This is a genomic window from Streptococcus infantis, from assembly GCF_047464215.1.
In the GTDB taxonomy this organism is placed as follows: domain Bacteria; phylum Bacillota; class Bacilli; order Lactobacillales; family Streptococcaceae; genus Streptococcus; species Streptococcus infantis_P.
The window spans coordinates 84,332-109,420 of sequence record NZ_JASHCG010000003.1; the positions used below are offsets into that span (position 1 = coordinate 84,332).

Sequence of the window (25,089 nt, forward strand, 5' to 3'; positions counted from 1 at the left end):
GTTATAGAGGATATTTAGGAATGTTCAAATATAGTACGTAACCAAAAATTTTTTAGAGTTAATTATCCTTAATTATGTACTTTATTTAAGTGAAAACTAAAATTTTTTTCAATTATCCATAATCCAAAAAGGATAAACCATTTTCAGCTCCAAAATACACTTTAATCAAAAACCGACGTAAAAAATCCCTAGAGGACTGTTTGTTGTCTTCTAGGGATTTAGTGTATCCTTGAGCTATTTATTCAACAATTTGATTATATTACATGTGTCAAAAATATCTATTTATTTATTTTTTAAAACATGTTGTATATAAGAATTGAAACAATAGAAAAGATTAATAAGAGGATTAAGAGGATTAACAAGATAAAAATAATTACTTTTTTCATGATTTATTAATAATACTGACCCTTAGGATACAGTATACTCCTTTCTAGGAAGAATCCTTATTATCCCTATCTTTATTATAGGTCTACAGCAATTTATATTCAATTATTTATATGTGAAAGTAGTTTCAGAATTTGAACTTTAAATTTTTTATTATATATTGATTATCATTGAAAATAATGTACAAATTAATTTCTCAGATTAGAGGATATTAAGTACTAGAAAACATACAAAATACCACTCCAGAATACTGTACAAAACAAAAATAAAGTACACTCCTTAAAGAATGTACTTTATGCTTCTAATTCAGTTGTATCAATTGTTTAGCTCATGTTAAGTCAATTGTACATAAACTTATAGTTTTAGCTATACAATTCTAAAAAACGTCTAGATTCGCTAAGTGAATTATTGATCATTAAAATTTATTGACTTAAAAAATTTCTAAAGCTTCTACAGTCTATTAAAATACAATATCAAAACTCGATACCATTATTTAGGAATCGAGTTTTGATTCATATGACTCGGTCTATCTTTTTAATTACTAATTTTAGACCAACTATATACGAGACATAACATAAATTATGTAAACATGTTTTCCTACAACAACAAATCTTTTACTTTTCCAATTTCACTTTTTGGAATTACGAGATGAATCATATCACCTAGATACATCCTTGTAGATCCATTAACTGTCTTACTTTTACCGTTATGTACCTGGGTTGTGATAAGCACATTGTGTGGTAAATTGAGTTCATGTACTTGTTTGCCAGCTATTTTGTCTGAAACCGGGATTTCTATCAGTGTAACTTCTCCATCATCAGTTGCTGATTCAGGTAACATTTTTTCTAGCATGGCTTCATAGACGGGTGCACCTTTGAGCAAATCCATAATGATATAGGCAACAAGGGTCACCATCCCTAAGGGCATGAGATTACGGATATCTCCGACCATCTCAGTCACAAGAATCATAGCTGTCAAAGGTGCTTTTGAGATAGCACCAAAATAGCCACTCATTCCAAGAATCACAAAGATAGGAAATTGCTGCTGGCTAATAAGGCCAAGATTGACACAAATAACACCGACCAGAGCACCAAGTAAGGATCCTAAAGCTAAAATTGGCAAGAAAATACCACCTGGCAGTCCACTTCCATAACTGATCATACTCCAGATAAAGCGAATGATGAAGTAAGCCAAGAGAATTTGAAAACTAAAATCCTGTTCTGTTAAGGATAAGACAAGCTGATTGCCCCCACCAAGTATCTGTGGCAGGAAGATTCCTACTGGGATGATAAGAAGAAAGGCTAGAATAGGATAATAGGCCTTATCCAGATGAATCTTTTGGCCAATCCAATCATATACTTTTCCAACGTTAAGAACGGCTTTTTCATAGAGAAAACCTGAGAGTCCTAGAAAAATCCCCATCACCAGATAAATCCAATATTGGCTCAAGTTCATGAGAGGGATATTGTCCGGCATATCAAGTACAGGTGTTAAGCCAAAGATGAGAAGAGAAACGAAGTTTGCTACTAGACTGGCAGCCAATGTAGAAACCCAGAAAAATCGTGAAAAATGGTGATAGACTTCTTCTACTACAAATAGGAGTCCTGCAATAGGTGCATTAAAAGCTGCAGCAAGTCCAGCAGCAGCTCCGCTAGCAATCAAAGAACGCTCCTCAACAGGGCTAGACTTGAGCCATTTGGCAATTCCTTTTCCTCCAGCGGCACCTAGCTGAATACTGGGACCTTCACGACCGAGCATGAGCCCACTCGCAATGGCCAAGATACCTAGAATGTATTTTTTCCAGAGGACACTCCACCAGTTGAGAGACATGAGACCCTTTAACTCCGCTTCAACTTGAGGAATACCAGAACCTCTGATATCTTTTTCTGAGCGTGTTAATTTGGCACTAAGTAAGCAAATGAGGATATAAAACAATAAAATGATCAATAGATTCCGTATCAGATTCTCTTGGTCTTGATAAAATCCTTGAACGATATGAAAGCCTTTTTCGATCAAAAATCGAAATGATCCTACAATAAGTCCTACGACTAATCCAACAATAATACCTCGCCCTACTTGAGCTAAGATCGTACTGGACGCGAAGGCAAATTCTTTCTTGGAACTAAGTATTTGCGACTGTTCCTCCATAATTCTCTCCTTTAATTATCTTTTACTAGTTTCTGAAACGATCGTTTTAATCGGTTCAAAACTGGTGCGATGAATAGGTGTGACACCGTGCTTTTCAATTCCTTCTAGATGCTTAGCAGTTCCATAGCCAGCATTTTGAGCAAAATCATAGCCTGGAAATTCTTGGTCATAGTTAGCCATGATCTTATCTCTTGTAACCTTCGCAACGATAGATGCTGCTGCAATGGATAGAGAATTAGCATCTCCTTTGATAATGGATGTTTGAGAAATCGGCAAATCCAACTTCATGGCATCGATTAATAAGTGCTCAGGTTGCGGGTCCAGCTGCGATACAGCTTCTTTCATGGCCAATTTAGTTGCTTCATAGATATTGACTTGATCAATGACATGATTAACCATAATCCCAATACCGATTGCTAGGGAATTATCTTTGACAGCCTGAAAAATCTCTTCATGTTTTTTCTTGGGAATCTTTTTACTGTCATTCAAGCCTTTAATCTTACAATTTTTGGGCAGAATAACTGCTGCAGCAACCACTGGACCAGCCAGAGGACCACGTCCAACCTCATCTACACCAGCAATTAGGGATGTCCCTTTACTATATAAATCTTTTTCATAGCTAAGCATGGCTTCTAAGCGGAGATTTTCATCAATTTCAGCTTGAAGGGCTTTTTTCCGCTTTTGAATTTCTTTTTGGACACCTGAACGAGAATCTTTTTCAAATTCCTTAAACAAGGGACTACTAAGTTCAGTTATCTTTGCTAATGCTTCTCTTATTTCTTTAATCGTTGCCATTGAGATCATCCAATGTATCTAAGGTATAGTTACCAAGTTTTCCATCACGAATTTCTTTGACAAAGAGGTTATAAAATCGATCGTAATCATCACGGAAACCAAGGATACGAGTCATATCCATAATAATTTCAGGAGCTTCATCATCCAGATTCATTTGTTTAAAACGTTCTTGAAGCTTATCGGGATAATGGGTTTTAAAGTAGTTGAGTCCAAAAATAGTCACTTCATCCATTGGAAGCAACTGGTCCTTGATTGCTCCAGTAAGGGCAAGTTTAAGAGCGATGGTCTCGTCTTCGAATTTTGGCCATAGAATCCCTGGAGTATCCAAGATTTCAAGATCTTTATTTGTTTTGAGCCATTGCTGGCCTTTTGTCACACCAGGCTTGTTACCAACTACAGCAATTTTCTTACCAGCTAAACGGTTCATCAGAGTCGATTTACCAGCGTTTGGAATCCCGATAATCATGGTACGCAAGGTTTCGATTTGAATACCACGTTCTTTTTGACGAGCAATTTTATCTGCCATGAGTTTCTTAGCAGCATCTGTTACGACTTTAACTGTAATTTGCTCTTTAGAATTGATAGTAAGTGTCTGAATACCTTGTGATTCAAAGTGTTGACGCCACTCTTTTGTTAATACTGGGTCCGCTAGGTCTGCCTTGTTTAGAATCAATAGCCTTGGTTTGTCCCCGATGATTTTAGTCAGCATTGGATTTTGGCTAGACAAGGGCAAACGTGCATCTACTAAAACTGTCACAAAATCAACAAATTTTAAATTTTCCTGAACCTGACGACGTGCCTTAGACATGTGTCCAGGAAACCATTGAATAGTTGCCATTTTATAAAATTCCTTTCTTTTATTGGATTTGTATCTATTTTTTCATATTTAAAAATTAAATAGATATCCTTTTTCTAAAAATAAATCACTATCTTTTATTATAACATGATTTCTCATATTTGACGCTTGATTCAATGCCGATTGTAAAATGTTTTCTAAGTCAATCAGTCACAAATGAAATTCCTCATTGTCTAAAACAATTGAAAAATAATAGTGTTCACCATGATTTTTTACATAATGCTTTATATACTTTTCTGTTTGAAGAATGGATTTGCTACAATCGCCTAGTTGGATCTTGTTTCTCATAATACCAATTGTCATAAGTATGTGTCAATTGAGCATTTTTGTAGCAAAACACATCTCCACCTAGTATAATTTGATTATTGGCTTGGAGATTATCAAGTAAGTCTGGGATTACTGAATAATCATAAGCGTATGCATCAATCCCTAAGTCACGTAAATCAATTCCTCTTTTATTTATATTCTCAATATTCTGTTTCATAAAGTTAATTCCTCAAGTTTCTCTTGATAAGCAAAATCGATAACCACCATACAGTCGTTATCGATTTTAATGATTTTTAATCTTTTTCGCCTAGCTGACTATTGATTCTCATCATGATACTTGCAATTTTTTCTCCCCAATATGGATCTGAAGCATAAAGAACATTCATCCCTGACGCTTTATTTCCAAGGTATGTTCTGCCATTATCGATGTAATTTTCACGGATCCACTTGGCTGCACCTAAGATACCCTTATCAACATCGTCAAAGCTTTTTGCTGAATCATATGGTGTTGTATCATAAGCAGCGATACCAAAGAAGTTGTTTTTATCCTTAGCAATTTGGCTACGTCCCCATGAACTTTCTAGGGCACTATGAGCGATTAGATAGAGAGCGTTAATCTGATAGCGTTCTTCAGCTTCTTTAAAGATTGCTCCCTTACCTGCCAGACGACTTCCTTGGATATTCATAAGAGAATAGACTTTATCTAATTCTTCAGATGTGTAATTGGTTGGTTTTCTTAAATCTCTAAATAAGAAAGGATTTTCAACTGTAAAGTTTTCAAAGTTCATGCCATCAGCTGAATAGTATTTTTTACCAATGGTCATTGATGAGCTATGAGGTGCTACACGAATACTAGCATAAGGTGATAACTCATGGTAGAGATATTTACCATCCGTAGTATAGTGAGGAATGAAGTCACTTGCAGAACTAACTGCTACAAGATCAGTCTTGTTCATATATCCTGAAAGTCCTGATATTTTGACTGGAAGTCGACCACCTTGAACTCCAGCTCCCGTAACTGAAACAATGCTACCTTGTGAGATATAGCTGAGCCTATCACCAGAAGCACTGTAGACATAAGCTGTAATTGGAACTACCTTATAATAGGATGATGGATCAGAAATCCATTTTCCATTGCTTTGGAATGAATAGTCTTTACCTCTGATTTTGAAAGTCCCAGTTACATAAACCCCATCTTCTTTGAGGTAATACCAAGCGTCATAGTCCTTATCAAAAATCCATTCATTCTTAGCCATATAGCCACCAGATTTTAGATAGTAAGCACTCTGCCATTGATTTTCAGCATAGGCGCCGTTCGACTTGAGGTAGAACCAGCTATTATATTTCTTATCAAAGATCCATTCACTCTCAGCCATGGCTCCACTATCTTTTAGATAGTATTTCGATTTCCATTGGCTACTTAGCATGTCACCATCTTTATTAAAATAGTACCATGTACCGTTGATTTTTTCCCACTTGTCGCGAATAATTTTTCCTGATTCTGTAGCATAATACCACTTATCCTCAAGTTTTAACCAGGAATTTTCCGCCATAGCACCACTACTTTTGAGAAGATAATCATTATAAATAGTATTGTTTAACATTGTGCCAGATTCATCAAATCGATACCAAACACCGGCTATCTTTTTCCAATTATTACGAGTAACTTTCCCATCTTCATTGGCATAGTACCATTTATCAGCAATTTTTACCCAAGAATTTTCTGCCATAGCACCACTAGTCTTGAGAAGATAATCATTATAAATAGTATTGCTTAACATTGTGCCAGATTCATCAAATCGATACCAAACTCCAGCTATCTTTTTCCAATTATTACGAGTAACTTTCCCATCTTCATTGGCATAGTACCATTTATCAGCAATTTTTACCCAAGAAGATTCTGCCATAGCACCACTACTATTCAATAGGTAATCATTAAAGATAATATTACTAAGCATGATGCCATCTTGATTGAAATAGTACCAGACTCCTGCTATTTTTTTCCAATTTGAAACAGGCTGATTATTTTCATAATAACGCCATTGGTTATTTTCTTTTTGCCAACCTTCTTTGTTAACTACCTCTACTATTGCTTCTTTTGAAGATTGTTCCTGGGTATCAGGAGTTTTAGAGGTTGCTTTTTCAGCTTCGCTTTGTTTTTTCTTCTCATTGCTTACTGTATTCGAAGAAGCTCTTTCTGATGATTGAATATTATTGGTAGCTTGAGAATCCTCGGCATAGACGGTTGTTTTTGCAAAACCTGCCATAGAGAGGGCAACCGTACTTGCCAGCAATATTTTTTTCATTCTTTTCTCCTAACAAATATCTAGATATTGTATTTGATGCTTCTATATATTGTGTAAAAAACAGTATTTATCCACTATATTATACAATATTCTGTTAAATATAAAAGTAGTATCTTTCAGAAGAAAAGAACTTGTAATATTTCTACAATATTTGAGAAATAAAAGTCAATAAAAAGTAGTCGAACATCAGCTGAACGACTACTTTTTTATAACATTATACCTGACTATAGACTTCTTTGCGATTTGTTTTTGTTGCTTTAGCAGAATTATTCCAAAGGTTTGGATTGATGAAAATAGTGAAGATCGCTAGTATTCCAAACCCAATCCCAACATACCAGTAGGGTGCATCCAAGGTTGTTGAGCGTCCTGAAAGGTTGACAATACCACGGAAAAGTGTACCCGCTGTAATAATCGCTACTGCCGAATTCCATAGATTTAGACTAATACGAGAGAAATGAGGGAGAACCTTGAGAAAGATTGCTAGTAGAATCCCCCCTACAAGAGGTGCAGTAAATAGATAGTGCATATGAACAGAAGTTTCTCCAAAGCTGAATGCTTCGTAAATTCTAGAAAATGCAAAGAAGAAAATAGTGATTAGTGTGTAAGAAATGACTGTTTTCTTAAAACGTTTTTTGCCAAGATTAGTAACCGATGTAGACAATATCACTCACCGCCCTTTCTGAAATTTTGTTTCCTCCAGTCGTTGGTTTATTGATAACCTGACCGTTGAAGTAAAGTGTAGATGATCCACCACCATCAAGGTTGTAGGCTGTTTTTGCTCCATAAGATTTCATGACCTCAGCAAGCTGATAAAGAGAGAGACCTTCACTTTCAGAGGTACGTCCATCTGAAACCACGATGATATAGTGGTTTTCATCGATAATACCAATAGCTGTACGAGGATTTGAAGCCATTGCTTGTCCTACTTCTGTATTGGTATCAACTGCAATTTCACCATTTTCGACCAAGGCTGGTCCAAAAGCCAAGAGATTGACAACACCGTCATTTACTAGTTGCTCAGCTGAGATTTGATCTTCGTAAATGACCTTGAAAGAGCCGTCTTTATAAATAGCTAAGTCCCCATTACTAGAATCTTCACGAACAGTATCACGATAAACAACTCCATTACGGATAACATAGCCTGTAGAGTTTGCTCCATAGTAGTCCCCATTTACCGCTAAAATGGCATTGTTGTCAGCTGCGGTAACAGAGGTTTTTGCAGTTACGTTAGTTCTGTAGGCATTTTGAGCAAAGGCAGTTTTCAGATAATCCGATGAGCTCAGAGTAATATCAGCAACGTAGACTTGGGTATTATTGACTGTCGTTTCAGACAAATTAACAGAAATATTGTCATCTTTATATCTAGAGTCAGTGACAGTAGCCGTTTTAGCAGCTTGACTTGCTGCTGCAGCATTGGAACTTGTGCTCGTTGTGGCAACTGTCGAGATAGTTTCAGCAAGGACAAAGGTCTTTAGCATTGAGTAACTAAAGGATCCTGTCAAGAGTAGACCAAGAACTGAGGCGTAAGCATAGCGTTTCTTTAAAAATTTCATAATACAGTTGATGTCCTTTCCTTAAAGATGAATTTCTTCTGCACTGTCCAAGAGACAGTGAAGAGAAGAATGCCGACGATAACTTTAGCAATCAGAAGGTTGATACCAAAGACTGTAAAGAAGAGACGAATCAGTAGCGTGTCTAAGACAAAGAGTCCAACTGCTAGACCAAAGTATCCCATCCCTGTTTTCACAAGGCTATCGTCATTTTTAAAGACTAGTTTCTTATTTGTAGAATAGTTGAAAATAGAGCTAGTCACACGAGCAACTCCGTTTGCTAGAAAGATTCGTAGACTCGTCGGAACTGTCGGCAAAATCAAGATTGCTAGGGCGTAAACGACATAGTCTACAACAAAGCTACTAAGAGATGATAAGGCAAATTTAAAGATATTTTTATAAATCATGAGCCCGTCTTGGATTGGACGGAAGTGTGAAGCCTCATTATCGTTGATATAGACAGTTTCAATAGGCACTTCTAGAATCTCGTATTCTTTTGTTGCTTCGAGCAACATATTCATTTCATATTCATAACGTTGAGCTTCAATCTTAAGCATAAACGGTATCAAGTTTGTCGTAAATGCACGAAGTCCAGTTTGCGTATCTGTTACTCCTACTCCTGTTTGAAGCTTAAAGAGAGCTTTAGTTAAGCTGTTACCAAAACGGCTACGAAGGGGAACTTTTCCAGAAAAGGCACGTACACCCAAGATTAGCTTGTTTGGATTTTCGGAAGCTTTATTAGCCGTGCGGAAAATATCCCATACCTTGTGCTGTCCATCCGCATCTGCTGTGACAACCGTACCATAAATGTTTTGTTCTTGAATATAAGTAAAGGCTGTTTTTAGAGCCTGCCCTTTACCTTGGTTCACTTGGTGACGAATGACAGTAGCAAATTGTTTTGCTTTATCAAAGATTTTTTGGCACTCTGATGAACTGCCGTCGTCTATGACTAAGATATGAAAATCACTCTTTTCGTGAATTTTTTCAATGAGTTTGATAAGTTTATTATCTGGTTGATAAGCTGGAATGACTATGTAGTTCATATCGATACCTCTTTCTTTGATGATGGTATAACTATACAGAACATCGCTTAAAGATACCTTATATCAGTTTTCTTTAAGAAAAAGTTTAAAAAACTTTAAGCTTTAAAAAGGACTTATCACTTAATAAGAAATTTAGTTTGAATTTTCAGATAAAAATAAATATACAAAAATCCTCAAATAGCAACTGTATTTGAGGATGTATCTTATCATACAATGAGAGTACTTAGTCTATTTTCTCTCTTAACTTTTCAACAAAGAGATAGGCTGCGGGGCAGGTTAGGGTATTTTTAATAGTAAGATTATTGATTTGGTAAATCTTCTTACGGTCAGTATGTGGAAATTCACGACAGGCTTTGGGACGAACATCGTAGATGGAACAGAGATTATCGCCTCCTAAAAATGGACAGGGCATCGATTTGAAGACCTTATCTCCATCTTCATCTACTTGCAAAAACTCAGCTTCAAAGGCTGGCAATTTCATTTTAAAATACTTGGCAATACGTGTGATATCTGCTTCTTTGAAGTCTGGACCAAGACTCTTGCAGCAGTTAGCGCAGGCTGTACAATCAATTTCATTAAAAACTTCTTGATGGATTTCAAGCGCAATTTTATCTAAATTTTTAGGAGCTTTCTTCTTTAGATTTCCTAAAAACTTACGATGCTCTTTTTGTTTTTGCAAGGCTAGTTGGTGATAATATTCGATATCGATTTCTTTTGACATAGTTTCTTTCTAATTTTTAATGTTGATACAAACATTTTGTTTTATACATAAATAAAATTATGTCAAATGATTTAGAGACATAATTTTAACAATAATGAGTCTCTCCATGCAGGACGAAAACTACCGCTATACTATCATTCTTTCTAAAAAAGGTTTGATGCAGTTGGTTAAAATGCCTTCTATCCAAGATTTTTGTGCGGACGATAGATTCTCCGCATCTAAACATTCCTTTAGAAAATCACGTACCTGATCAGGTGCTATTTCAAATTCAAAAGCCTTCATTTTGTAGAAAAAGTCAAACAAAGTGTTAGAGAGATAGTCAGTTGAAAATGGAATTTCTCCGGTTTTTCGATGCATGATTAGAAGTCGGGAAAAGCGAGCTTTTTCTTCGGGTATATCCTTAAAATACGAGTTAAGCAACCAGACTTGCTTTTGTTTTCTTTCAAGAGGATCTTGACTAGCAATGCGTTGATCCTTTTCGAGTTCTCTTTGGTACTGTTTTGATTTGATAGAACGTTCTGTCCGATTTTTACCAAAGAGAATTTTTTCCCACTGGCGCTCCTCTAGTGTCAGTGTTTCGCTCAATCCAAAGTAATCCTGATAGGCACGTTCAGCTGGTCCCATTGCTAGAACCAGATTATCCGCGTATTGTTTAGCAATCTTGTCTCGCTTCTTTCGCTCCTTTTCAGCCTTGATGCGAAGTTCCTGCTCATAGTCAATTTTTTCTTTTCCTAGTTTAACAAGATAGAGTTGATCGTCAGATTTTCCAAGTAGAAAGGGTTTGATAAATTTTTCAAGGACTTCTTCCATACGAGCTTTCTTCAAAGGCTCTGCCCTACTCCAACTTCCACCTTGAAAAACTTCCAAAAAGAGTTGATAATCTTTTTCTGGTGAAAATTGATTACCTCGATTTGACTTAAAAGCTCCCTTTTCCCATAGCCAGTTGATTAGTCGCTCATCAAAATCCGTTTTATTAACTCGAATGACTTCTTTTTTCTGGGCCTTTCTGGTTAGATTTTCAAGCTTTCTGAGAAGTTTTTCTTCCTCTTCTAGCTGTTGATCTAGGCTAATTCTTTGGAAATGACGCACACAGTCACTCCCAATGGGAAAAAGTCGTTTGCCAGTAACTCCGTTAAAAAGTTCATAAGCATACTTAATAGCATTACCGCAGACACAATTGCTTCGACCGATTCCATTAAAAATCAAGGAAACTTCACTCCACTCTTTGGTAGCTTGTTCCCAAGTATCGGCTTTAGAGGCCTCTAAAACTGCATCATATAAGTTTTTTCTAACAGGAATGGACATGATGTCTCCTTTCTTTTTAAAGTTTAACGACTTCTACTTGGTCTTTACCAAGTAGAATCAAATATTTTTCAACTGTTTCTATCTGATATGAACGAGATAGAGCCTCTGCATAGAGGTTTAATTGTCCTCGATAGCGTTCAACAAGCTGACTAACATGCTCATAACGGTCTGTCTTGTAGTCAAAGAGAGAAATTTTATCATCGTAGAGGAGATAACCATCTAAGATTCCACGGACAACAAAGTTTTCTTGGCTCTTCTCGTCTCTTTTTAACATTGAGAAAGGTTGTTCTCGATAGAGTTTATCTTGATTTGCAAGAATCTCTTGACCGAGAGCTGTATCAAAGAAGGATAAAATTTTTCCTAGATTGATTTTGGATTTGACAGCTGAACTTACTTGAACTTGCTCTAAAGCCTCTGTTAAAGTCTCTAAAGTTGGTTTCTTAGCTAGATTAATTCTCTGCATGAGTTCATGGGTAGCACTACCAATCTCAGCACCAGCAACTTTCTTAGTTTTAGAGAAATCAGGAAGGTTGAATTGAACAGTGCTTTCTTTTAGTTGACTTTGACCAGCTACTACTACACCTTCCATATCCATGACAGGTTCATAGAATTTTTTAAGCTGACTAGGGGTTTGTACACTTGGAAGATTGATTGCTGCACGGTGGACTTGATTATACACTTCCACTTCTTTTAGCATTTCCAACGCATCTTTGATGGTTTCTGACTGGCGATTATCTGCTTGGGATTGGTCTTGGAGCTGGCTTTTATTTTCCAATTCTCCGATAGCTTCTTTGGTTAGGCCTTCTTCACCTTCAAAGCGCACAGTGAAATGCAAATCCTCCTTAGAAAATGCTTGATAAATGGCCCAAATCCAATCTTGGAAATTAGTAGCGTCTAGTCTAGTTTCTCGAGTCAAAAGACCTTGCCCATTTGTCGTATATTCTTTAGATTCTAACTTTTCACGAGAACCTTTTCCAACTAAATATAATTTTTTCTCAGCTCGCGTCATAGCCACATAAAGCAAACGCATTAGTTCAGAATAACTTGCTAACTGAAGTTCTTCTTCGTTTTGCGTATAGGTCAAGCTAGGGATAGATAATTTAATAGTAGATGGAACGTATTCCTCTTTGGCATCTGTAGCAACTCTAGCAACATACTTGAGACCAAGGCCATTTCTTCGACTTAGGATGACCTCAGACATAGAATCTTGCTTGTTAAATTGCTGATCAATATTAAGGATAAAGACATAAGGAAACTCTAGGCCCTTACTTTTATGAATACTCATAAGTTCTACAGCATCCTTAGGTGGTGCCACAGCGACATTGGCAAGATCATGCTGGGCTTCCAAGACTTGATCAATCATAGTTATGAAACGTGATAAGCCTTTAAAATTACTCTTTTCAAACTGGTCAGCTCGTAGTGCTAGGACATATAGGTTAGCCTGTCTAGCCTGACCATTTGGTAAAGCACCAACATAATCATAGTAAAAGCGGTCGCTATAAATTTTCCAGATAAGATCATAAAGTGAATGTGTTTTGGAATACAAACGCCAATCTTGAACGGTTTCCATGAAAAAGCCTAGCTTCTTTTGTAATTCAGCTTTGATTAAATCCTTTTGAAGACCAATTTTCTCCTGAGCATTGACTAGTTTTTCATAAAAGTTCTCTTGAACCTTATCCTCAGAATTTTGAAGAGCTAGACGAGCCAATTCATCTTCATCAAAGCTAAACATAGGAGACTTCATGAGAGCTACTAAAGCAAAGTCTTGCAGAGGATTATGGATAACATGGAGAGTATCCAACATAACCTGCACTTCCAAAGATTGTAGATAGTTGTTTTGGGCGCCATCTGTCTTGACTGGAATACCATACTCAGACAAGGCAAGTAGGACTTGGTCATTGCGACTTCTGCTGGCAGTTAAGAGAGCCATGTCCTTGAAAGGTACACCCTTATCATTATGAAGGTGAATTATCTCCTTAAGCACCATGCGCATTTCACCAGTTAATTTGTTGGTTGCAAGTTCCTCCTCATCATCAGAATCGCTATCATCCTTATCATATAAGAGAACTTCTGCCTTGTTTTCAGGATTTACTTGAATATCAGTATTTCCAAAAACAAGTTGATGCATACCATCGTATGAAATTTCCCCAACTTCCTCGTCCATAAGATGCTTAAAGACATCATTTGTAGCATCTAGAACTTCTGAACTACTACGGAAATTTTCCTTAAGCAGAATTAACTGACCTTCTTTGCCATCTTGAGCAAATCTATGAAATTTTTCGTTAAAGATTTGGGGATCTGCCTGTCTAAAACGATAAATAGACTGCTTAATATCTCCTACCATAAAACGATTATGACCGTTTGAGAGGAGTTCCAGCATTCTCTCCTGGATGTGGTTGGTATCCTGATATTCATCGACCATAACTTCGTGGAAGCGTTCCTGATACTCTTGACGCACCTGTGGGAAGGTTTCTAAAATTTCAATGGTATAGTGGCTAATATCCGCAAATTCAAAGGCATTTTCTTCGCGCTTCCGTTGTCGATAGGCATCAACAAAATCCCTCATGAATACTTGGAAAGTCTTTGCCAAGTCCCAGGAATCTTGATGATAATCTTCTTGGAATTTTAGTAAAGTGATTTGATCATTGAGTGCAATCAACTTTTCAATTTTTGCTTTTCTCTCTTGGTTGTAAGTTTCTTTCAAGTCTTGCAGTTCGGCCTTACGACTAGCATTTGTAAGAGCACGACCTCCCTTATCCTTAGAGATACTAACAACTCGGTCTAAAACTTCTTGATATTGATTAAAAGTTGATTCGTTGGTTAAAGCTCCGATTTCATCTAAAACTTGTTGGACAGATTCTAAATAAGCTGCTTTGCCAAATTCCTTGGCATCATTATCCAAATGATAACGGAAAAAGCTTTCTAAATCCCAAAGTCTTTCTTTTATATCCTCTGCAAGGGTTTCTTTAGCAACCGTAAAATCAGCCTTTTCAAAACCTTTTAGGAAAGATTCCTGTAGCCAAGCCTGAGGATTACTAGTGGATTGCAAAAAGTCATAAATCATATAGACCTGTTTACGCAGTCCACGCGCGTCTTTGCTTCTACCTGCAAAGTTCTTCACCAACTGACTAAATCGTTCCTGTTCTTTGCCTTGGTAGTGACTTTCAAAAATTTGACGAAAGACCTCATTTTTTAAGAGAAGCTGCTCACTTTCATTTTGAAGGATACGAAAGTTTGGAGCGAGGTCAAGGAGATAACCATGCTTGGTCAGGAATTTTTGCGTAAAAGAGTCCATGGTACCAATCGCAGCATTGGGTAAATCAGCTAATTGTCTACCGAGGTGTTTTTTTAGTTCCAAATCTTGTGTCTCTTGGATTTGTTGGCTGATTTTCTTTTCCAAGCGTTCTTTTAACTCGGTTGCTGCCTTTACCGTAAAGGTTGAGATAAAGAGTTGGCGAATTTCTACACCACGCGCTAGTTGATCAAGAATTCGTTCAGCCATGACAAAGGTTTTTCCTGAGCCAGCTGATGCTGAGACCAGAATGTTTTGACTGGAACTGTAGATAGCTTGAATTTGTTCAGCAGTTTTCTTTGGTTTCTTGTCAGAATTAGCTTCTTCTATTTGCAACTTTTCAATCTCTTCTTGGGATAAAAATTTCATCGCTCCAACTCCTCTCTAATTTTATTAAACCATGTTTCCTTATCATTACTTTTAGCAACCTTATCTAACAATCTTGCCTGACCTAAATGATAATTGGCTTCGAAACCTGTAATAGCTTGATATTGTTGAACATAGGGTGCAATGCTTCTACCGTTTTCTGTATAAGGGTTGATCGCAAATTCACCAGATAAAATCTTCTCTGCCGCTTTTTTGTAGAGAAGGGCATTATAGTCTAACAATAACTGGAATTCCTCATCTGACAACTGATAAGTCTTATTTTTATTGTAGAACTCTCCAAGGTGTTGCATCTCTTTTTCAAGAAAGAGGCCTTGGTATTTCATAGTCTTATTCGTTTCTGCTACTGCCTTAGAAAGAGTTTTAGCAGTTTGTAATGACTGAATTGGTTCAGCCATTTCTAGGTACATAGCTCCAAAGAAGTCTCTATTCCCTTCTTGCTTGAGGGCAGCTAGATAGGTTGGTAATTGCGAGTTAAGACCATTATAAAACATAGGGAACTTGAACTGAGTCAAAGAAGACTTATAATCTACAACACCGATAGCTCCATCTGATTTTAGACGGTCAATTCGGTCAACCTTACCACGAACATAGAGATTTCGACCATTACCTAGCTGAATAAAGGCTTGTTCCTTGCCACCAAAGACTGCCTCTTCCTGAATCGTTTCAACATCCGCATTATGTCGAAGAATATGTCCAGTAGCGCGTGCGACATCCAAGAGGACTTCCTTAGTAAATTGAGCCTCCAAACTCTCCTGATAAATAGCTTGAAACTCACGTTCTTGACTGGTTTCAGAGATAGCTTGTTCTAAACGACGATCAAAGGATTCATCGCTCGGCATTTTCAATGCCCGCTCAAAGATACGATGCAAGAAATTCCCATGGCTTCGAGCATCAGGTTTCAGACGCAATTCTTCTTGCAAGCCTAATACATAACGAAGGTAATAACTATATTCATTACGGTAAAACTCCGTTAGTCCAGAAGTAGATAGATAGAAATCTTGATCTTCAGGATACAAGGCTTTCAAAGTTTCAGAATCTAAAGTCTTGCTCTTTGGACTTGTTGGTAAAACTGGATTTTCCAAACCTTTGCCTTCCAACTTTTTACCCATCACACGAGCCAAAACCTTGACAAAGGTTAAGTCTTGGTCGCTTGTCTCCATCTCACCTTGCTGATGATAGGCAACCAGACTAGACAAAAGACTGTGATAAGAACCAATGTCATCTTTCGATAGATTTTTTCGATCAATTCTCTTTTCAATCTTGCTAAAACCAAAGTCCTGCAATTCTTTCAGATAAACTGACTCTTTACTCTCATTTTCATTGAGTAAACTTGGTGCTGATAAGACTAATTGCTTCCTAGCAGAGTTGACCAAAGAAAGCATAGTATAGCGATTCTTCTTGAGGTTTTCTTGACTTGCAATCAGTAATTGAGAACCTTCTTGAGTCATTTGATTCAAGGATTCTCTTTCTTCATCGCTCAACAAACTGGTGTTCTGAGCAATTTTGGGCAAATGATCTTGAGTTAAACCAATTGCATAGATGTAATCAGCTGTCAAGGGTGCAATCAAATCATAACTCTGCACCAGGACAGTATCTACTGTTGCTGGAATTGTACGGTAATTTGACAAGCTCATACCTGAATGAAGAAGTGCCAAGAAATCATCTAAAGTGACCTGAGAACCTTCAAATACAGTTGCAAATTGCTCCATTACGTGGCAAAATGCTTTCCAGACCTCCTCTTGTCTTTCTTGCTCTGCTACTTCCATCGTTGCAGATAAGGTTTGTAACTGCTTGGTCAAATGAGAATCTTTCAAAAAGTTGTTCCATTTTGCAAGAAGATTCTCAGCTTTTTGCTTACGACTAGATAATAAAGTTTCTAGTGGATTTAGAACACGAACACGAAGCTTATTTAATTTTTCTAAATCAAACTTTCCATGATATGACTTTGTGAATTCTTGTTTAAAGTTAGAAAGACCATCAATACCTAGATAACGAAGATATTGTTCAAAGCTATCAATTTCCTCTTGGTTAAGGTCAGTATACAAGCCAGTGCGTAAGAGATTAATCAAATCTTCTTGACGGAAATTGTATCGTTTCAAACGCCCGATGGATTCTACAAATTGAGTTAGAGGATGATGAGCCATAGACTCACTCTTGCCCAAATAAAAAGGAATTTGATATTGATTAAAAATTGTCTGCAAGGACAGTTTATAGGACTCTACGTCACCAAGTAGGATTCGAAAATTCTTATAGCTAAGTTCTGGCTCTTGGTGCAATTTCTGGCGAATACTACGAGCAACTAACTCCAGCTCTTCTTTTTGTGTCAGACAAGACCAGATTTGCAAGTCCTTTCTATCTTCGTCATTCACATCTAAACTAATTTCAGAATAATCATAAGCACTTTCCAGTAATTTTGAGGCTTTGGCAAAGGCATCAAGTTTCTCATGTTCTTGATAAGTATTTTCTGCCTTAGTCTGATATTTAAAGGCCAAATGTCTCAAAAACTCAACACTGGCTTGATAGAGGTTACCTTCACTAAATGGACTTGTATAAGCTTTTTTAGTCGCATAAGCCCCGATAACAATTTCAACACCCTTACGATAAAGTAGATCCACTAGGTGTTCTTCTTCTGCAGAAAATCGGGTAAAACCATCAATGACTAGGGCAATCTTACTAAAATCACTACTTACTTTATTTTCTTCGATAGCATTGATCAGATATGACAATTGACTCCCTTGCGAAACTTGACCTTGATTCAGATAAGCTGTTACCTTTTCAAAAATCAAGAGTAAATCAGAACGTTTATCAGCGTCAGATAGACTTTCTAAATCCAAAAAGCTCATCTTTGCAGTTGTCATTTCATGATAAATCTCAATCAGTTGTTGGATGAATTGCGGATCTTGCTTAATAGCCCCGTAAACTCGCAAATCCTTAGCGTCTATCTCAGACAAACATTTATAGAAAACCATGCCCAGACCAATATCATCGAGACTAGACTTCGCTGGTATATCGTTTAAAACCAGATAACGAGCCATTTGAGCGAAGCGCGTGACTGTGATCGCAAAAGAAGCCTGCTGACTCAAGCACTCCAGCACGGCACGTTCCTTTTCAAAAGAAAGAGAGTTAGGGGCGATATAAAAGACTCGTTTACCTTGGGCAACCAGTCCCTGAGCCTCCTTGGTTAGGATTTCTGTTAAAGAAGTCCGAATATCGGTATAAAGTAGTTTCATCTCAGCCTCGTTTGATTTTTTCATTACCTTTCATTATACCATTTTTTGACTGCTAATCCTATAAATAGAGGGCTCTTTAACATCTCAAGAAAAGAAAAATGCCAGAAATTTCCGGCATTGATTGATAAGCACTAACTTCATGAAAATACGAGAATCCATAATTCCCAAAATGCAGCAATGTTAATCATGATATGGAGCAAAATAGGATAATAGAGAGAATGAGTTTTTCGGTAGAGGAAAGCTAAAATTGCTCCTCCACTTGCATAGGTGAAAAAGGCGAGCGGTGTTATACCATCAGCAACATGCACATAGCCAAAGACACAGGCTGATAGTAAAACATCTCCATACCAAGGTGAATCTTTAAAAAATGTATTCATCAGAACTCCTCGGTAAACCAATTCTTCTGAAATTGGTCCTAGCAGACAAGTAATAAGCAAAAAATACAGCAACTCTTGTCGCCCTGTCATCTCAATCATTTCATTTAAAGCCATTTGATTGGACGTGGCTGGGGTTAAAAAGGAAAACACAATACCTGAAAGATGATTGACTCCATAAGCAAGAAGCAAATAAACTGGATATCTCCATTTCCACTTCAACTCAAGAATTTTCCTACCTTCGAATACTAGTAAATAAAGAATAGCTATAAAAGTAACGATGAGCTCTAAAAAAGCAAGAATCAAGAAATACTCTCGACTAGCAACTACAAATCTAGCTGAAAAGTGATTAAAAATCCACCAAAACCAAGTCTTCCTATAAATGATTACCAATAAGGCTAGTAAAATCTGTACTACTCTTTTTTTCATGCCAAGTCCTCTGCTTTTTTATCCATTATCAGTATATTGCAAATTTAGTATAGCATATATTTGCCAAAAAGCTTCTTCCAATCATGAATTGTAATTGAAACGTCCTAAATTGACATAGTAATCCTTATTTCCACTAAATTATGCTATAATATAGACAAAACACGTGAAAAGGAACTACTATGATTAAACTACTTGCCCTTGATATGGACGGAACTCTGCTCAACGAAGCCAAAGAAATTCCTCAGGCTCATATTGATGCCATTCATAAGGCTATCGAAAAAGGCGTCAAACTGGTTCTCTGTACTGGTCGTCCTCTCTTTGGGGTTCTTCCCTACTACAAGAAACTAGGACTAGATTTGCAGAATGAATACGTCATCGTCAACAATGGTTGTTCTACCCACCAAACTAGTGACTGGGGCCTTGTTGACTGGCGAGAACTTAGTAAATCAGACATTGAATACCTGAATGACCTTGCTGAAAAGAGTGAGGTTCAGTTAACTCTCTTTGACGAGGAACACTACTTCGTTCTCGGAGGCGAACCAAATCCTATCGTAAAATACGATGCGACACTTGTCTTTTCTGACCTGACTGAGATTTCACTAGAGGAAGCTACCAGTGGTAAATATCGCATGTTCCAGGGTATGTTCTTAGGTACAAAAGAACAAACAGATGATTTTGAACAACGATTTGCTGATGAACTTTGTCAGAGATTTAGTGGAGTTCGTTCTCAACCAGTTATCTATGAAGCAATGCCACTCGGTACAACTAAGGCTTCTGCACTTTCTCGTCTGGCTGAGATTTTGGATATCCAAGCTTCTGAAATCATGGCCATGGGTGATGCCAATAACGATATTGAGATGTTAGAATTTGCAGGGCTTGGGATTGCCATGGGAAATGCTAGCGACTATGTCAAATCTCTCGCGGATGCCGTAACTGCTAGCAATGAAGAAGATGGTGTTGCACGCGCTATTGAGAAATATATTTTGTAGAAAATTAAAAAGCAACTAACAGTTCATTCTGCTAATTGCTTTTTTCTGTATTAAATTAAAGCTGTCAATGCGGTAATAATCCCAAAAACAATACCTGGTACATTAGCTGCTGCCAAAGGAATATCACGTTCTTTTTTAAAGAGTCCGTAGTATACCCAAAGACTGCAGTTAATTGCAGCTACTGCTGGTTGGATAAAGTTTCCTTTTTGACCCGCAAGGTTGTTCATAATTTGAGGAATATATGAGATATACATCATAACAGACATAAAGGTTGCAATCCAACCCAATGTTTTCATTTGTTTTTCAGTCATTTTCTTCTCCTTTCAAAAACAGTTTCAATTATACACTATTTGTTTTAATCGTGTAAGCAAAAAACTTTTTTGTTAAGAAAATGTAAATTATCACAAGATTGTGACCAGATATAACTTTTTGTTCTTATCTTTAGAAAAGGTATGGTGGCTAACAGTTTTATCATACTATTATTATTTAAAAAATCTCGGATGACCATTTACATCCAAATAAAAAACTACCTTCGCCTCCTTATCTGAAATTACTAATGTATAGTCTTCGAATAAAAAATTATTTGGCAGATACTTAACTAATATAAACCATAATGTTGAACCTTTGTAATCCATCTTTTCAAACTCATATGGATAAGAGTGCTCTAATCTTAAAAGGTTAGGATCTAAAACACATTCACCCTCAAGTTTATTATTAGAATGAAAGTTTTTACCAATTTCAATAACCTGTAAAGGTGATAAATTCGTCTTCTTTTTCATAGTCATATACCACTGATTTCCATAGAACAAATGAATCTATTATCATTAACTTCAAAAATTGAAACTATGTACTACTTCTTCTCAATCGGTGCTACACTGGCTAAAAGTTTTTTGAGGCCGACATCTGGGAAATTGATTTTCAATTCCTGTGTTGAGCCGCTACCTGATACTTCAAGAACAGTTCCTTCACCCCATTTCTTATGAAGGGCAATATCACCAATAGACCAGCTTGTCTCACTAGAAGTCGATGTAGAACCAGCTGAAAACTGTCCAAAAGGTAGTCCTTTTGATTCAATTGATCTTGGTGCTGCGTTGCGTTTACGATCTTGTAGAGTTTGAGCTAGACTCATGCCTTGACCAAAGGCGACACCTCCACTACTATAGGATGCTTTGAAGCTACTATTAGCAGGACGCGCCAAACCTTGATAAGTTAACAAATCTGAACTAATCTCATTGATAAAGCGTGTTGGGCGATTATAGTTCGTTCGACCAAACAACAGGCGTGAGTTAGCATTAGTCAGATAGAGAATTTTCTCTGCGCGCGTGATACCGACATAGGCTAGACGGCGTTCTTCTTCCAATTCATCCATGTCCTCTGCTGCACGACTAAGTGGAAAGACATTTTCTTCCATTCCAATCAAGAATACAACTGGAAACTCGAGTCCCTTGGCCGCATGGAGCGTCATCAAGGTTACTTCTGATGTTTCCTGACTGCCAGAGTCTGTATCTGCAATCAAGGCCAAGTCATTGAGGAAGCGACTGAGCTTATCCAAGCCAGTTTCCTCTTCTTGATTATCTGGATTATCATCGAAACTCTTGGTAACAGAAAGGAACTCTTCGATATTTTCAACACGAGCCTTACTTTCTAAGGTTGCTTGAGCATTGAGAATATCCACGTAGCCTGTCTTTTCCAAGACTGCTTCCACTAACTCAGTAATGGTTAACTGATCCAGTTGCTCTCGCAAATCAAGAATCATATTGGCAAAATCCCAGATTGACTGGGCTGCCTTACCTTTAATCCCTGATAACATGATGTTAGCTGAGGCATCTAGCATAGACATATTTTGTAGGTTGGCAAAGTCACGGATTTTATCTACTGTTCCTGGTCCAATGCCACGTTTAGGTTCATTAATGATGCGTTCAAAACTAATATTATCACTCAAATTGGCGATGAGATTAAGATATGCGATAATATCACGGATTTCCTTACGGCTATAGAACTTAGTTCCACCGACCATAGTATAAGGAATATTGGACTTGAGCAAAGCTTCTTCAATGGTACGAGACTGGGCATTGGTACGGTAAAGAACTGCAAAGTCCTTGTGAAGGAAGTTTTGACTTCGACCAAGTTCATCGATGGTTTTAGCAACAAAGACAGCCTCGTCTTGTTCATCATTAGCACGATAGTAGACAATCTGCTCCCCATCCGCATTTTGAGTCCAGAGATTCTTAGGATGGCGATTTTTATTGTTTTTGATGACATCATTAGCTGCTTGGAGAATGGTTTTGGTTGAGCGGTAATTTTCCTCCAATAAAACAACCTTGGCTTGAGGATAATCCTTCTCAAAATCCAAGATATTCTGCATATCAGCACCACGCCAACCGTAGATAGACTGGTCAGCATCCCCAACTACGCAGATATTTTGGAAACGAGAAGCCAAGAGTTTAACGAGTTGATACTGAGCATGGTTGGTATCTTGATACTCATCAACATGAATGTACTGGAACTTCTGTTGGTAATAAGTCAAAACATCGGGATTTTGATCAAAGAGACGCAGAGTCAACATAATCAAGTCATCAAAGTCCACCGACTCTGACTGACGAAGTTCTTTTTGATAAGCCGTATAACACTTTGCTACAATTTGCGTGTACATATCTCCTGCCTGAGCAGCATAAGCAACATCGTCAATCAGATCATTCTTAGCATTGGAAATGGTTCCCAAAATAGTGCGTTCATTCCATTTTTTAGGATCCAAGTTCAACTGCTTGAGAATGCGTTTCATGAGCGTTCGCTGCTCTCCAGGATCCACAATCGTGAAATTGCGATTATAGCCAATGTGGTCCGCATCGCGACGTAGGATACGCACGCACATAGAGTGAAAGGTCGCAATCAAACAATCCTGAGTAGCTGGATTGAGTCCATAAGCACGCTCCTTCATTTCACGTGCAGCCTTATTGGTAAAGGTAATGGCCAAGATATTCCATGGGTTGACCATCTTTTCATCAATTAAGTAGGCAATACGGTGGGTTAAAACACGAGTCTTACCAGATCCCGCCCCCGCCATGATCAGCAAAGGTCCTTCTGTGGTTTGAACGGCCTCGGCTTGACGGTCATTCATTCCCTTTAATAATTCGTTCATTTTCTCTTCCTTATTCTTCAAGTCAATGTTTCTATTATATCAAAAAAGTTTGAAAATAACTTTTCTTAGGAGCCTTCTGATTATTTTAGTTGGCAAGACAAGAAAAGGCTGGGACAAAAGTCCTAGCCTCTCAATTCTCTTTTGATTGTCGAGCAAGACGCAGTGGTTGAGTGGGCTCTACTACGCTGATTTCATCAGCTTTTACAGCCCTACTCAACTGTGCGGAGGTGGGACGACGAAATCGAATTCTAACGAATTACCGATTTCTGTCCCACTCTCAGTAATTCTTCTATTAGTCCTTTATAGACTGCAAAAGCGTCATTAGGGCTTGGGCAGAACGACGTCCTGCTTCTACGATAAATTCATCAAAGGAAACGGATGCTTCATGATTGGCATTGTCACTCATGGCACGAACGACTAAGAAAGGAAGGTTCAAAGTCTGAGCTGCTTGAGCAATAGCTGCTCCTTCCATCTCTACAGCAAGAACTTGAGGGAAGTGTTCTTTAATGGCCTTGATTTTATCTTCTCCAGCAACAAAACTGTCTCCGGTCGCAATCAAACCTAAATGCCAAGTTTGGTCCAGTTTAGACAAACTCTCTTGAATCAAACTGATAAACTTTTTGTCTGATTCAAAATAGAGAGGCTGTTGAGCCATTTGACCGTAATCATAGCCAAAGGCAGTCACATCAACATCGTGGTAGGCAAGCTTGTCTGCAATCACTACATCCCCTACTGCGATTCCACTTGCCACTGCACCAGCAGAACCAGTATTAATCACTGCATCGACTTGAAAGTGATCCGCTAAGATAGCGACACTCATCGCAGACATGACTTTACCAATACCACTCTCTACAAGTACAAGCTCAACAGAACCAATCTTACCAGTATGATAGCTATGTCCCAGAACCTTTTCTTCACTGGCTTCGTCCAAGTGTTGAATCAAGTAAACTAGCTCTTCTGGCATAGCTGCAATAATTCCAATTTTCATGATAGACTCCTTAAATAAATCTCATTGCTAAAATTAACAAAATCAAGAGAAAAATAACTGCAAAAAGAATCTTGTTTAATTTAGAATTAAAGACATTTCTCTTGGTATTTTCAATCCGACGACTTTTGTGAATAGAAGGTTCAACTTCGATGGTCAGTGTATCCTGGCTAAAACCATGATCTCTGGTTCGTGAATAGCCAAAATTTTGAGAAGAAGTCGGTAAAATCTTAGTTTCCTCATCATCTAGCAAGGGAGGACCTGAGATGTCCTCTCCTCGATTGGCACGTTCGATCATTTCATCTGTTAATAAAGGTTTACCCATGGATTCCTCCACTATTTCTTTGTAATTCCCAGTACTGAATAGCCATGATAGTCTTAGCATCACAAATATCTCCTGACTGGATCAGTTCTTTAGCTTGGTCAAGACTGACTTCAAGTAACTCCAAAGTCTCATCTTCATCCTGCGGACGAGGATTTTCAACTTTTGTCAAATCGCTTGCCAAGTAAAGTTTTAAGCGTTCGTTACAAAATCCAATCGCTGAGTAAAAATCATAGAGAAGGCTTAATTTGCCAGTATAGGCTGCTTCTTCTTCTAATTCACGAAGTGCTGCAGCTTCTGGATCTGCATTCTCCCCAATTTCCAGTTTACCTGCAGGAATTTCATAAGAGACTTTTTCAATCGCCTTGCGATATTGTTTAACAAGGACAATCTTATTTTCTGGAGTGACTGCAAGGACACAAACTGCTCCATTGTGGAAAATCAAATCACGTTGCGCTCTACCTTTTCCAGAAGGTAGTTCAACCTGATCTTGAACTAGCTGAAAAATAGGTCCTTTATAAATTTCTTTACGACTAAGCGTCTTTTCTTCAAATTCCATCGTTAGCT

20 protein-coding genes are annotated in these 25,089 nt (G+C 37.6%); 1 reads left to right on the plus strand and 19 read right to left on the minus strand.

Going from position 1 to position 25,089, the window contains the following annotated elements:
- Positions 1 to 981: 981 nt before the first annotated feature.
- From QM469_RS02715 to QM469_RS02775, 13 genes are all read right to left on the minus strand, one after another.
- Positions 982 to 2,532 (minus strand): chloride channel protein, encoded by a 1,551-nt coding sequence (locus tag QM469_RS02715; protein WP_414276046.1) that lies wholly within the window; start codon positions 2,530 to 2,532, stop codon positions 982 to 984.
- A 15-nt stretch (positions 2,533 to 2,547) separates the two neighbouring features.
- On the minus strand, positions 2,548 to 3,327 hold the full coding sequence (locus QM469_RS02720; RefSeq protein WP_414276047.1) for a ribonuclease HII: 780 nt from the start codon (positions 3,325 to 3,327) through the stop codon (positions 2,548 to 2,550).
- Entirely contained in the window at positions 3,314 to 4,165 is an 852-nt protein-coding gene (gene ylqF / locus QM469_RS02725) for a ribosome biogenesis GTPase YlqF (protein ID WP_414276048.1), read from the minus strand. The genes QM469_RS02720 and ylqF overlap by 14 nt, the downstream gene beginning before the upstream one ends.
- Positions 4,166 to 4,439: 274 nt before the next feature.
- Positions 4,440 to 4,667 (minus strand): Imm40 family immunity protein, encoded by a 228-nt coding sequence (gene imm40, locus QM469_RS02730; protein ID WP_414276049.1) that lies wholly within the window; start codon positions 4,665 to 4,667, stop codon positions 4,440 to 4,442.
- Between the two features lie 76 nt (positions 4,668 to 4,743).
- Positions 4,744 to 6,756 (minus strand): glucosaminidase domain-containing protein, encoded by a 2,013-nt coding sequence (locus QM469_RS02735; protein ID WP_414276050.1) that lies wholly within the window; start codon positions 6,754 to 6,756, stop codon positions 4,744 to 4,746.
- 214 nt (positions 6,757 to 6,970) lie between these two features.
- Positions 6,971 to 7,417, minus strand: coding sequence for a hypothetical protein (locus QM469_RS02740; RefSeq protein WP_153225346.1), 447 nt, complete (start codon positions 7,415 to 7,417; stop codon positions 6,971 to 6,973).
- Positions 7,398 to 8,309, minus strand: a complete 912-nt coding sequence (locus QM469_RS02745; protein WP_153225347.1) for a phosphodiester glycosidase family protein — start codon at positions 8,307 to 8,309, stop codon at positions 7,398 to 7,400. The genes QM469_RS02740 and QM469_RS02745 overlap by 20 nt, the downstream gene beginning before the upstream one ends.
- Complete coding sequence (locus QM469_RS02750) at positions 8,306 to 9,349, minus strand: bifunctional glycosyltransferase family 2/GtrA family protein (RefSeq protein WP_153225348.1); 1,044 nt, start codon at positions 9,347 to 9,349, stop codon at positions 8,306 to 8,308. Before QM469_RS02750 ends, QM469_RS02745 begins: the two co-directional genes overlap by 4 nt.
- Before the next feature lie 223 nt (positions 9,350 to 9,572).
- Positions 9,573 to 10,070: a YkgJ family cysteine cluster protein gene (locus tag QM469_RS02755; RefSeq protein WP_371607730.1), complete on the minus strand. Its 498-nt coding sequence runs from the start codon at positions 10,068 to 10,070 to the stop codon at positions 9,573 to 9,575.
- A 126-nt stretch (positions 10,071 to 10,196) separates the two neighbouring features.
- Positions 10,197 to 11,375: a hypothetical protein gene (locus tag QM469_RS02760; protein WP_153225349.1), complete on the minus strand. Its 1,179-nt coding sequence runs from the start codon at positions 11,373 to 11,375 to the stop codon at positions 10,197 to 10,199.
- Positions 11,376 to 11,391: 16 nt separating this feature from the next.
- On the minus strand, positions 11,392 to 15,036 hold the full coding sequence (addA, locus tag QM469_RS02765) for a helicase-exonuclease AddAB subunit AddA (RefSeq protein ID WP_414276051.1): 3,645 nt from the start codon (positions 15,034 to 15,036) through the stop codon (positions 11,392 to 11,394).
- Entirely contained in the window at positions 15,033 to 18,284 is a 3,252-nt protein-coding gene (rexB, locus tag QM469_RS02770) for an ATP-dependent nuclease subunit B (RefSeq protein ID WP_414276097.1), read from the minus strand. The genes addA and rexB overlap by 4 nt, the downstream gene beginning before the upstream one ends.
- Before the next feature lie 137 nt (positions 18,285 to 18,421).
- Entirely contained in the window at positions 18,422 to 19,087 is a 666-nt protein-coding gene (locus tag QM469_RS02775; protein WP_414273409.1) for a lysostaphin resistance A-like protein, read from the minus strand.
- A 179-nt stretch (positions 19,088 to 19,266) separates the two neighbouring features.
- Between QM469_RS02775 and QM469_RS02780 the strand changes: the two genes are divergently transcribed.
- Complete coding sequence (locus tag QM469_RS02780; RefSeq protein WP_371607725.1) at positions 19,267 to 20,076, plus strand: Cof-type HAD-IIB family hydrolase; 810 nt, start codon at positions 19,267 to 19,269, stop codon at positions 20,074 to 20,076.
- Positions 20,077 to 20,126: 50 nt separating this feature from the next.
- On the opposite strand, the gene QM469_RS02785 is transcribed toward QM469_RS02780, so the two are convergent.
- The 6 genes from QM469_RS02785 to QM469_RS02810 all read right to left on the minus strand — a co-directional run bounded on the left by QM469_RS02785 (position 20,127) and on the right by QM469_RS02810 (position 25,081).
- Entirely contained in the window at positions 20,127 to 20,387 is a 261-nt protein-coding gene (locus tag QM469_RS02785; RefSeq protein WP_414276052.1) for a SemiSWEET family transporter, read from the minus strand.
- A 171-nt stretch (positions 20,388 to 20,558) separates the two neighbouring features.
- Positions 20,559 to 20,855, minus strand: a complete 297-nt coding sequence (locus tag QM469_RS02790; protein ID WP_414273410.1) for a hypothetical protein — start codon at positions 20,853 to 20,855, stop codon at positions 20,559 to 20,561.
- Between the two features lie 71 nt (positions 20,856 to 20,926).
- Positions 20,927 to 23,215, minus strand: a complete 2,289-nt coding sequence (gene pcrA, locus QM469_RS02795; RefSeq protein WP_414276053.1) for a DNA helicase PcrA — start codon at positions 23,213 to 23,215, stop codon at positions 20,927 to 20,929.
- Positions 23,216 to 23,507: 292 nt separating this feature from the next.
- Positions 23,508 to 24,203 carry a 5'-methylthioadenosine/adenosylhomocysteine nucleosidase gene (locus QM469_RS02800; protein WP_315639191.1) on the minus strand — a complete coding sequence of 232 codons (696 nt, stop codon included), beginning with the start codon at positions 24,201 to 24,203 and terminating at the stop codon, positions 23,508 to 23,510.
- A gap of 10 nt (positions 24,204 to 24,213) precedes the next feature.
- On the minus strand, positions 24,214 to 24,525 hold the full coding sequence (gene macP / locus QM469_RS02805) for a cell wall synthase accessory phosphoprotein MacP (RefSeq protein WP_060955683.1): 312 nt from the start codon (positions 24,523 to 24,525) through the stop codon (positions 24,214 to 24,216).
- Positions 24,518 to 25,081, minus strand: coding sequence for an NUDIX hydrolase (locus tag QM469_RS02810; RefSeq protein ID WP_315639192.1), 564 nt, complete (start codon positions 25,079 to 25,081; stop codon positions 24,518 to 24,520). Before QM469_RS02810 ends, macP begins: the two co-directional genes overlap by 8 nt.
- Positions 25,082 to 25,089 lie beyond the last annotated feature (8 nt).